This is a genomic window from Collinsella sp. AF39-11AT, assembly GCF_003474585.1.
Lineage (GTDB): Bacteria > Actinomycetota > Coriobacteriia > Coriobacteriales > Coriobacteriaceae > Collinsella.
This window is the reverse complement of the sequence record NZ_QROG01000035.1, coordinates 1-9,928: the sequence shown is the minus strand read 5'-3', so window position 1 is coordinate 9,928 and position 9,928 is coordinate 1. Positions and strand designations below refer to the sequence as shown.

9 protein-coding genes and 1 pseudogene are annotated in these 9,928 nt (G+C 56.7%); 6 read left to right on the top strand and 4 right to left on the bottom strand.

Annotation, left to right across the window (positions count from 1 at the left end):
• From DW037_RS10915 to DW037_RS09940, 3 genes are all read right to left on the bottom strand, one after another.
• A partial coding sequence (locus DW037_RS10915; protein WP_370448163.1) for a DUF2992 family protein occupies positions 1-140 on the bottom strand: 140 nt, incomplete at its 3' end.
• Positions 73-327, bottom strand: a complete 255-nt coding sequence (locus DW037_RS09945) for a YjdF family protein (protein WP_199578370.1) — start codon at positions 325-327, stop codon at positions 73-75. The genes DW037_RS09945 and DW037_RS10915, both read right to left, overlap by 68 nt.
• A gap of 504 nt (positions 328-831) precedes the next feature.
• Entirely contained in the window at positions 832-1,794 is a 963-nt protein-coding gene (locus DW037_RS09940) for an Abi family protein (RefSeq protein WP_117640141.1), read from the bottom strand.
• A gap of 853 nt (positions 1,795-2,647) precedes the next feature.
• On the opposite strand from DW037_RS09940, the gene DW037_RS09930 reads away from it, so the two are divergent.
• The 5 genes and pseudogenes from DW037_RS09930 to DW037_RS09915 all read left to right on the top strand — a co-directional run bounded on the left by DW037_RS09930 (position 2,648) and on the right by DW037_RS09915 (position 4,170).
• Positions 2,648-2,848, top strand: a complete 201-nt coding sequence (locus DW037_RS09930; protein ID WP_117583310.1) for a type IV toxin-antitoxin system AbiEi family antitoxin domain-containing protein — start codon at positions 2,648-2,650, stop codon at positions 2,846-2,848.
• Between the two features lie 169 nt (positions 2,849-3,017).
• The gene (locus tag DW037_RS09925; RefSeq protein WP_117583309.1) at positions 3,018-3,230 is read left to right on the top strand and encodes a hypothetical protein; all 213 of its coding nucleotides are present in this window, start codon (positions 3,018-3,020) and stop codon (positions 3,228-3,230) included.
• 16 nt (positions 3,231-3,246) lie between these two features.
• Positions 3,247-3,579, top strand: coding sequence for a nucleotidyl transferase AbiEii/AbiGii toxin family protein (locus DW037_RS09920; protein WP_117583308.1), 333 nt, complete (start codon positions 3,247-3,249; stop codon positions 3,577-3,579).
• A pseudogene (locus DW037_RS10825) lies at positions 3,579-3,749 on the top strand (IS30 family transposase); the annotation flags it as partial. The gene DW037_RS09920 and the pseudogene DW037_RS10825, both read left to right, overlap by 1 nt.
• A gap of 58 nt (positions 3,750-3,807) precedes the next feature.
• Complete coding sequence (locus DW037_RS09915) at positions 3,808-4,170, top strand: hypothetical protein (protein WP_117583307.1); 363 nt, start codon at positions 3,808-3,810, stop codon at positions 4,168-4,170.
• A 26-nt stretch (positions 4,171-4,196) separates the two neighbouring features.
• On the opposite strand, the gene DW037_RS09910 is transcribed toward DW037_RS09915, so the two are convergent.
• Positions 4,197-8,540, bottom strand: a complete 4,344-nt coding sequence (locus DW037_RS09910) for a restriction endonuclease subunit S (RefSeq protein WP_118373241.1) — start codon at positions 8,538-8,540, stop codon at positions 4,197-4,199.
• A gap of 634 nt (positions 8,541-9,174) precedes the next feature.
• Between DW037_RS09910 and tnpA the strand changes: the two genes are divergently transcribed.
• A complete protein-coding gene (gene tnpA / locus DW037_RS09905; RefSeq protein ID WP_117583303.1) occupies positions 9,175-9,645 on the top strand; it encodes an IS200/IS605 family transposase in 471 nt (156 codons plus the stop codon).
• The last annotated feature ends 283 nt before the right edge of the window (positions 9,646-9,928 follow it).

Here is a 9,928-nt window from a genome sequence, read left to right as displayed (position 1 = left end):
GCCGATTCCTGCTTCATCGCCTCCCGCTGACTCGCGAGCGCCTGCTGCGCCTTGGTGCCCATCGCCGGCTGCTTAAGGGCCTTCGACGCCTCGCGGGCTCGGCGCTTGGGGTTTTGCGGGCTTGCTCGTCTCGGCGGGATCGCCACCGAAGAACGCGAGCTCCGCCCATTTGCTTGTAACGAATCGCAGGATTTCCTCATCGGACGGTTCCGCGCCGAAGACGATGCGGGCGACGCCGTATGTTCTGTCCTCGGCGTGTTCCGCCAGCCCGACCCAAAATTGGCCGTCGTGATATACGGTCAGGGTGGGCGACACGCTGATCTGCATGGCTGGTTCCTCCTTTATGTAGATGACCATGCAGAGAAGGGACAACCAAGGAGGCAGGTTACTGATGCGGACCCCCGCACGCCCGCGACTACCCGACGGGGACTGTGTTTTCATCTCTGATGCCCGCATTGTAGCACGCGCGGATTTACGATGTTGATTGCCGGCGCCTAGACGGAGATGAAGGCGGTTCGATCTAGGTCAAGCCGGTCGCTCGTTCATGAAGCGGCCGATTCCCTGAAAATAAAAGGCGCCCACGAGGACACCTACAGGCTATCTTCGAACTACTTGGTTTGGGGCAGACGGAGGAAAAAATAGGGCAGAATCGCTCTCACGATCCCGCCCCGCAAACCCGAGGGTTTCTAACTGGCTCCATTATTCCGGGCTTCTCAGTTCTGTCATTGACCCAGGTATCACCCGTCTCCTATAGCGAGTGAATATAAAAATAGGGCAGAGTCGCTTGCGCAAGTCCGCCCCTAAAACCGTGAAGGTTTTGCTATCTGCAGGCTATTCTACCAACCCGAGCGATTCTGTCAACCTGCGAAGGAACTCGAGCGCGGAGCGAGCTGCGGCGTCGGGCCCCTTGCCGGGCAGCGCCTCGGTTTCGCCGTCGGCCCTGGCGAACATCTCGGCGAGCTCGGATGCGGCGCGCGAGCGCGAGGAGCCCTCGGGTACCAAGCCGGAGTGCGCCACGAGCACGGTCGCGACCTCCTGCATGGCCGTATTCCCCATCCACTTCCTCCTGGTCGCCTTGGGAATTCCCACGGCGGCCACCCTTCGGGAGACGCCGCTGGACGCCGAGCCCCGGGCGGCGCCCCTCTCGGCGAAGCAGTTGATCAGGCACGAGCCGTGCGCGGCGCAGTTGCGGACGGACTTCACGCGCTTGAGGTCGTAGTGGGAGGCCTCGAGGCGCCTGTCGCCCCATCGCCTGGCGCAGAAGCGCACGAAGTCGATGAGGGTGCCGAACGAGGTGAGCTCAAGGAAGGCCCAGGCAGGCATGTCGCCGGAGTACTTCGCGTAGAGGCTCGAGCTGTAGGGGCTGCGGCCGCTCATCTTGAGCTCGCGCAGGCGGTACTCCCTGTTTGCAGTGGTAAGCGATGCCATGTAGTCGGCCACGATGGCGTAGCCGTCCTCTCCACGGTCCTCCATCTCGCGAAGCAGTGTCACCTTCTGGAAGTGCTCGATGTCGAGCGTCATGCCGAGCAGGGCGTGGCGCAGCTCCTGGTCGAGCGCCGCGAGCAGGCGCAGCTGGCCGAAGTCGAGGTCTACGTAGCGGCCGTCGCGCGGGCCTCCCTCGTATTTCGAGAAGAGTTTGCGGTAGGATGCGAGCTTGAAGAAGTTGCACTTGTCGCGCAGGTAGTCCGCGGCCTTTTCCTCGGAACACAGCTCGAAGGCTACGCCCTTCTGCTTGAGGTGCTCTATCTGCTGCTCGATCGTGAGGATCGGCTTCCTATCGTGGGGTTCGGCCATGCTCGGTCTCCTGTCATAAAAAGTATTGCCTATTTTACCAGCATGTCCTCGACATTCGGTGGAAGCCTCATCGTCGACTCATGGGCAAGCCGCCCGATACGACTCCCTTTCCCTGTCAGTAGTGCAGTCGCCTGACCTGCGGCTTTGGAATCTCGTTGGAAGCCGCTCGCGACCAATCATTTGCAGTTGTTGCGAGTGGCTTGCGCGTGATGCTGCGGTTGAGTTTCAGAAACGGGCGATTCCGCCCAATTGGGCACCCGAATCACGGTCGGAAGCTCCTTTGGGACAAAAACAAAAACTCAATGCCCTGAGTTTGAAAAAAGTTTTTGAGGTTGTCCCAACTTTTGTCCCCGAAGCCGACGAAACGCGACATCGCGTTATTCGGCGGCACGCGTTCCGTGTCGATGCCGAAAACTGGGTGCAACTGGAATGACGGGACGGCAGAACCAAAGCCACCAGCGAAATAGTGGGAATAACAGCCCTCGAACCCTTTGGTTCGAGGGCTTTCTTTTTGCATCTCTACCTGGGAAAACGACCCAATTATTCCCGTGTGTCCCTACTGGGCGGTACAACGGAGTACTCGGCGGTACGGGAATAATTAGGCCCTGCGGGAATAATTCACAATTCGGGTCCCCCGAAGGCCGATTTCGAGCGGATGAAACTGACTTGAAACTGCGAGGCGGATTCAAGCCCTCTTCAATTGCATTCGCCCAGGTCAACAAATGGGAATAAAGAAATGCGAAAATCGGTTTCCGCAGTTTCAGTGACCCCGAATGCCGCCGAATAACGCCGTGTATTCTGAGCGTATTGCTTGCATTGTTGCATTATTTTCCACAATGCAAGCATGGAATAAATCGAAGTCATACGAGCCACCAACGACATCGCCTCTTCCCAAAGGGGGCTCTTCACATCTGTGCAGGCGAAGGTGCTCGGCGTCGAGCGGTACGCGCTCTCGAGGCTGGAAGGGCTCGGCAACATAGAGAGGCTCGCGAAGGGCGTCTACCGCATGGGCGGCTCGCCGAGCACGCGGGAGGAGGACGTCCTCGCGGCCTGACTGTCGATCGACCCGGGGAGGCGCCCCGTCGCCATGGGGGCGACGGCTGCATGGCTCTACGGCATCGGCGAGGTCAGCCCCTCGCCCTACGAGTTCTGCACGCCCGAGAGAAAGCAGACTAAGCGCCCGAACCTGATTCATCAGGAAGCGCCGCCTCGACCCGAAGGACGTGGCGATCGTCTCGGACATCCCGGCGACGAGGCCCTGGCTCACGGTGGTGGACCTGATAGACTCCGGGGAGGAACTGAGCCTGGTCGCGAACGTGCTCGCGGACGCGCTCGAAAGGGGCCTCGTCGAAGACGAGGGCGCGCTGAGGGAGAAAATCGACGCCGGGGGGCAAAAGCCGGGATGCCGGCGGGGGCCAGCCTGTACGATTCGTTAGCTAGGAGGCGGGAAGAATGACGTACGAGAACGGCGGTCAGCTCGACAGGGCCCTGAAGAGGGCCGTTCGCGACAGGGGCGGTGACCCCGGGGACGGCTGTCGTCGGGCTTTGCGCGACCGGTTCCTGCGCAGGGTGTTCAGCAACCCCGACGGCCGGTTTATCCTCAAGGGCGGAAGCGGGCTGCTCGCGCGCATCCCCGACGGCCGCGTCACGCGCGACATCGACTTCGCGACGGCATCTGTGTTTGATAGCGTTCAATTTACGGGTTGGGGCTGCGGTGGAAATCCTGGACCAAAAGAGGACCAGGATTTCCACCGCAGCCCCAACCCGAAAATCAGGCTTGACTAAACACAGACGGTCTGCTGCGCGAGTACTTCCCGAAGGGGACCGGCTTCTCTGCGGTCTCGGACGAGGAGGTCGAGCGGGTGTACGATGCCATCAACCGCAGGCCCCACAAGCGCCTGGGGTTCAGGACGCCCTACGAGGTCCACTACTCAGGGGTGTTGCAGTTGCTCTGAGAATTCAAGCTCGAAAAGGCGCAAGCAAAGGTATCTTGACTACGCTCTAAAGCGTGGCGTGAAGTCCGGCATCGTTGACGCGCTGAGGCTTCAGGGAATTGCCGCGAGCGAGGTTGATGCAGTTTCTGTTGTGGTTGACGAGCATTCGACTTCGATCGACGGAAAGTACAACCTGGCAGAATCGGTTGATGAGGAGCTGCGCTGCGGCATGTTCAACCCAACGTGGCAGACCTCCTACCCTCCTGTATTTAGCGACTGGCTGCCCAAGATTCCAGTCTCCTATGTCGACTCCTCCAAGGTGGCTATGGTGAGGGCGGCTGACGTGACGGCGAACTGGGCATTTATGGCCGAGCGCGACAAAGAGACATATCCGCGAGCCTACGAGATGCTATCAAAGGCGACGGTCCTCGGGCTTCTGTAGCGTTGGACATGTAACTATCTGTCTTTTCAAAAGCCGTGAAGATCTTGGTGGATGATAAATTGCGATTTGTCCGCCTCGGCAGCGAAGTCGGCGAACTCCTGTTGGAGGGACAACGGGGGAATTGCAATGGGAATAGCGGCCAAGTCTGCTGCGCTGATGTTTGCCTGATGGACACTTCCCTTCGCTATATTACGAAGGACTCGCTTTCCTTCCTTTGAATTCAGGTAACCAGATACATATTCGGCAGAGCTGTGGTCAGCGAACCTTACGCACACGATGTACCCAGCAATAACCATGGTCTCTGACTGATGAAAAACGCAAGTTTTCCCAACCTTGTCAATGCTGTTGGTTCGATTAAAAAGCATATCGCCATAGCGGACGGTAGCATTTTCGAGAGCTTGGCCCTTTAGGGTGATTCGCTTTGTATCGGTTAGGTCAAGGATGCCGTCGTCGGTGATATTGTTCATTCGGATGTAGACATAATCGCCATCGGCGCCGGCTTTTGCTGAAGTGCCGTAGTGCATTTCTATGCTGTAGTTGCCGATTGTTTCGATTGGCCATGATGCGTGTGTCTTGGTTCTAAACATCTCGACAAACCGTGATTTGTCGACCTGAGCGACGAAAGAGGCGAACTCTTGCTGAAGCTCAAGGGGAGGCAAGGGAACCGTCATTCTCTTTAGAGCTTCTTTGGTAATTGCCTCCCTTGTTGCTCCAGCCGCTCTTGAGCCGTTTAGCAGGAGTCTCTGATACGAATCACTGATCAGCACCGTGTTCAATAGCACCGGCAGCATCCGTTTTTGGTCGACTCTGACAATTGAGACATGCTGATTAACACGTCCACCAGCCAATTCATCCGGCAAAAGACATGAACGAGCAACCGAAGCGCCAGTAATATTCAGAAGCACGTCACCCTTCATCAGCGTGACGCCTTCTAGTTTTGCGGCTTGTTCATCATCAATACAAGCAAGGTCCTTCCACACGAAACGACCGTTGTGAACATTCATACTTCTGACCAGCGGAACACCTTCGGCCTTGTATGCCGTTTTGCCGCCTCGTGGTGTTGCTCCGGAACCCAACTTGGTACAGAGGTCTTCAAGCCTAACGAAAGGCCATTTTTTACCATCGACCGGATCGCCAAATACCTCTACAAACCGTGATTTGACGCTTTCCTTGAGAGCGGCGATTTGCTGTCTTTTGCTATTGATTTCATCTGTTAAGCGATTGAAACCGTCGATGAGGGCTCTCTGCTCGGAGAGCGTCGGGACTGGGATGGGGTATTTGAGCAGCTCATTCTTGTCTCCGCGAGGCCTGCCGGTTCCCGTGAAGGTGGACATATCGTAGTCGAAGAAGTCCTTCTGCCACAGGAGCAGATGGAGGAACTCGGGCAATAGGCTGTCGGTATTTATGCTTCGGAATACCAAAACGTCCTTGGAGCACGCCCCATCGCGGTCTGCGAGCCAAATCTTCTGCAGATAGGGGCGAATATTGGAGACGAGCGTGTCTCCCTTCTTGTATGCGGTGCCAGCACTTGCCGGAAGCTCTCCGCTATAGGCGGTTATGCCGCCACGATCCTTGACCATGTTCTCCGTTGTTACGTAAGTGTCGGTGGTGATGGAACTCTGGGCCACGCTGTTGGTAACGTAGGATGTGATGTCTCTAAGCGTCTTGACTACGGTGCCCTGGGCGAACGAGCGGGGCTTGTAGAAAGAGCGGGGAATCGTAAGAGTCTCGTCGAACTTCTCGGCATCAAAGTCGATGAAATCGGTGGTCTTGGCATAGTAGTAGTACTGGGCAAGGTCGCCGGGCTCAACCTGCTCGCCGGAGAACCATGCTCTGATGATGCCGCTTAGCGAGTTCGTGTCGTCCGATTCGTCGTCCGAATAGAGCACGCCCTCACCATCGATGGGCTGTATCCCCTCGTTGCCTTTGCGATTGCTCCATTTGTAGCCAAGGAAAGAGGCGATTTCCTTGGTCGTGTTAGGTGAGTTGATGATGAGCGTCTGTTCGCCGCAGACGAGACCCCAAACGCGCAGGCGTTTGCGCTCTTCCTTGTGCGCATAGCGATAGAACAGCTCGTTCTCTGCTTTGAGCTGTGAGTTCTTGTCGGCCGCCTTCCAAGTCTTGCTCTTTCGAAGGGTCTTGAGCTCCTTCGATGATTCGAAAAGATGGCAATAAACGTTGAAGTGGCGAGTGTTTGCCCATTCGTTCCAGCCAGCCTCTCCTGCGAGAAAAGCCCGGTAAGTATCTCCGTCTACATTAATTGTGTCGAGATAAGCGTTGAAAGCGCTTTCGTCTTTCCAACCAGTGAGCTTCCTGCGCTCAAAAACAGCGTCAACGAAATCAAGTGCGTTCGCATTGCGGGGCGGGATCTCGTCAAAGCGACGTAGGAACATAATTGCGACGTTTGTTCCTGTGGCCGCGAATGTGCCTGATCCAAACCTGGCGATGGAGACGATCTCGAAGGAGCTCAAAAGCACATCGCGTGCGGCCATGAAACTCGAGCTCGTGCTCTTGTCGAGGATCGAGGTGGGGAGGACAATGGCGGCGTAGCCTCCGGGCCGAACAAGCTGTGCCGCACGCTCGACAAAGAGGGTCTCGATTTCCGAGCCGCTATCGCTGATGGTTTCCAGCACTTTGAGTTCGTTGTTGTGAAGCTTGAGATGCGGTTTGAAGGCCGCGACAGAGTACGGGGGATTGGCGACAAGAATGTCGAAGCGTCCCCTGTCGGTTCGGCTGTCGATTCCCTTGTCGGGATAATTTTCAAGTCCGTCGCCGAAGACCACGTTGCTCTGCCCTGCGCCATGCATGTAGAACGAGACCTTGGAAACGCGAGCGAGTCGATAGTCCTTCTCGATGCCGACGAGATTGTCTCTGACCCAGTCGGCGTCTCCGAGGTCATCCTCTATGGTCGGATCATATTGGCATGCGGCGTCGGAGATTTCTTCGAATCCTTCTGTGAGAAAGTGCCCCGCGCCACAGGCGTAATCGATAACGCGTGGATAGTGCACGGCACCAGCCTCGTCCTGCACGATGCTGTCGAGTGGGAGTGACTTCCAAATAAAACGGGTGATGGGCACAGGTGTGAAGAATTGGCCCTCGTTTTGCTTAAAGCCCTGATTAAGGAGCTGTTCGAAGAGGTCGCCCAAGAATTGAATGTCTTGAGTTCCTACGATGCGATACGGCTGTAGAAGTTGCACCGTCTCTACGAGTACCTTGCCGTTCTGAAGAAAGAGTTCCTCGTTGTGGACGTCTTTGAACGCAAAGTCATTGTTGGTATAGAACTTGAGCTTGCGCAGCGTGCCGTTCAGCTCCTCGATGAGCTTCTTGCGGTGCTGGCCCGTATAGTTGCTTATGAGGTTTTCGGCGTAGTCGTTGGGAACGTACAGGACCTCTTCCCGCATGAGCTTTCTCATGCCGTCTGAGTGGAGTCTCTGGAGCCTGTCCTGGAGCGTTTCGTAGGTGTCGCGTCCTTGGCGGTATTGGAACTCAATCTCCTGGGTTGGCATTTTCGAGAGCTCGTCTTGGAGCTTCGCGATAAAGAGCGCGATAAGGCGATTGAAGGCGTTCTCTTTATCGGAGACGTTGTTGTGGCGGAGGATTTCCTCGAAGCGGTTGACGATGCTGTCTTCGGCCCTGAAGTCGACAAGGTCCTTCTTGAGAAGGGGAGGAACCATCGGGTGGTATGCCGTCGACCTATCGCCAAAGAGGATGTTTCCCTCGACTTGTTGGTTGTACGTTTCCGTCCAAACTTGATGGAGCTGTTCCACTGTATGGGCGTCGCGGTAGAGCGCAATGGTGTCATCGCGTTTGGCGAGCGCGATGAAGTTCTCGTCATCGCTGCAGTTAATTGAAACCTGGTCTGGCACGATTTCGTTGTTGATGAAATCGCATGCAAAGAGTACCAACCAGCGAGTCGCGCGCTCTTGTTGCCAATAGGAGAGGAGTTGCCCTCCGTCTGACTGCATGTTCTTGAATTCGTTTTTGAACTCGGTTCCAGGGGTCTTGCATTCGACGATTGCGAGTGTGTCGCCCCTCTCGTCATTAATGCAGATATCAGCGCGGCCGCTCTTTTGTTCGTGCCCAAGGGCCCATTCGCGCTCCAGCTCAAGTGATTCGGGGCGATATCCTTTGTCGAGGAGCATGGTTACGCAGGCGAGTACGACGAAGTTCTCGTTATCGGAAAAGTTACAAGTTGTGTCTTTGTTGACTTTGAACCCCAGGTCTTTCGGGTAGCCGATGCGTTTCTTGGAAAAATCGACCGTGATTTGCGCGCTGGTCTCTTCCCAGGATTTCTGATAAACGGTGCCGTCGCCCGAGGGCTCGTAGCACAGAGCCCTAAGTGCGTCGCGAAGATTGTCCAGAGTAATCATCTAATGTCTCCGTAGCTGCGAGGTGAAAACACAATTCGCTAATTTTATCGCAGAGGGCGCCGTAAGAACGTAGTGTGATTGGCGGTGCTGCTGCTTGCCAGGGCATTTGATTGGATGATGACGCGCACGGGGCGGGATTCGCCAGTCCGCTAAGCCACGCTGGCAACAGTAGCGTACCAGGCGGTTGCTTGCAGAGATCCTCACGCGCGCCGTGCTTGAACCACTGGAGGTACGTGTTTCTCGTCGTGCGTCCATCGGTGACCGATCCGCCTTTTACTAAACAAGTTTATCGAGCGCGCGAAGCGATTGAGCCAATGGCGAAGCTCCAACTTATTCGTCAACTCATGGGCAAGCCACCCGAGACTACTCATTTCTCCTGCTAGCAATGAAGGTCTGCGACCTGCAGTTTTGCAAACTGCTTGAAAGCAACCCGATGAGATACCCCCGATTTCCACTTGGAATCGGGGGTATTTTTATTTACAGGCTTTAGCCTGTGCGGGGCGCGCAGCGCGCCGCATCAGAAACCACCCGCTATGCGGGTGGGGCCAAACGGCTTTACAAAGCCGCCCCCTCGCCGGACACTTGCGATTGTTCAGGCCGCAAGGAATCCGAGTCGAGAGGGCGGTGGTGGCGTATGGCCCAGAAGGCCTACGGCCTGTCGCACACGAAGTGGACGTGCAAGTACCACGTCGTGTTCACGCCGAAGTATAGGCGCAAAGTCATCTACAACCAAATAAGGTCCGACCTTGGGGAGATCTTCAGGAAGCTCTGCCAGTACAAGGGGATAGAGGTCATCGAGGGGCACCTGATGCCCGACCACGTCCACATGCTGCTGGCGATACCGCCGAAGTACAGCGTGTCGAGCGTGATGGGCTACCTGAAGGGGAAGAGCTCGCTGATGGTATTCGACAGGCACGCGAACATGAAGTACAAGTTCGGCAACAGGAAGTTCTGGGCCGAGGGCCACTGCGTGTCCACCGTCGGCCTGAACGAGGCCACGATCGCGAAGTACATCCGGGAGCAGGAGAAGGCCGACATCGCGCTCGACCGGCTGAGCGCCAAGGAGTACGAGGACCCCTTCGATAGGGGGCCGGGGCGTAAATAGCGCCGGTTTGACCGGCCCGTCACGGGTCAATCTGCAGTGCGGCCCGAACCCCGTGAGGGCCGGCGCCTTTAGACGCGTGCCGGAAATCCAAGGGTTACACCCTAAGAGCAAACCACCCCTTCTAGGGGTGGTTTTGATTTAAGCGTCCACGCATGAAACACGGCGCGATGAACTGCGCTGCTCGTCGCCCGTCCGCGCCGCCGAGAGCAGGGCGCCCAAATCGGCCTGGATCGCCTCTGCCTTGCTTCCAAGCTGCAACGGAGCCGAGTCGCCCGAGATGTTT

What these genes read in the sequence shown, in the direction of transcription:
- DW037_RS09945 (WP_199578370.1), bottom strand. Translation starts at nt 327, where the DNA reads ATGCAGATCAGCGTGTCGCCCACCCTGACCGTATATCACGACGGCCAA.
- DW037_RS09940 (WP_117640141.1), bottom strand. Translation starts at nt 1,794, where the DNA reads ATGGCCGAACCCCACGATAGGAAGCCGATCCTCACGATCGAGCAGCAG.
- DW037_RS09920 (WP_117583308.1), top strand. Translation starts at nt 3,247, where the DNA reads ATGACGTACGAGAACGGCGGTCAGCTCGACAGGGCCCTGAAGAGGGCC.
- DW037_RS09910 (WP_118373241.1), bottom strand. Translation starts at nt 8,540, where the DNA reads ATGATTACTCTGGACAATCTTCGCGACGCACTTAGGGCTCTGTGCTAC.
- tnpA (WP_117583303.1), top strand. Translation starts at nt 9,175, where the DNA reads ATGGCCCAGAAGGCCTACGGCCTGTCGCACACGAAGTGGACGTGCAAG.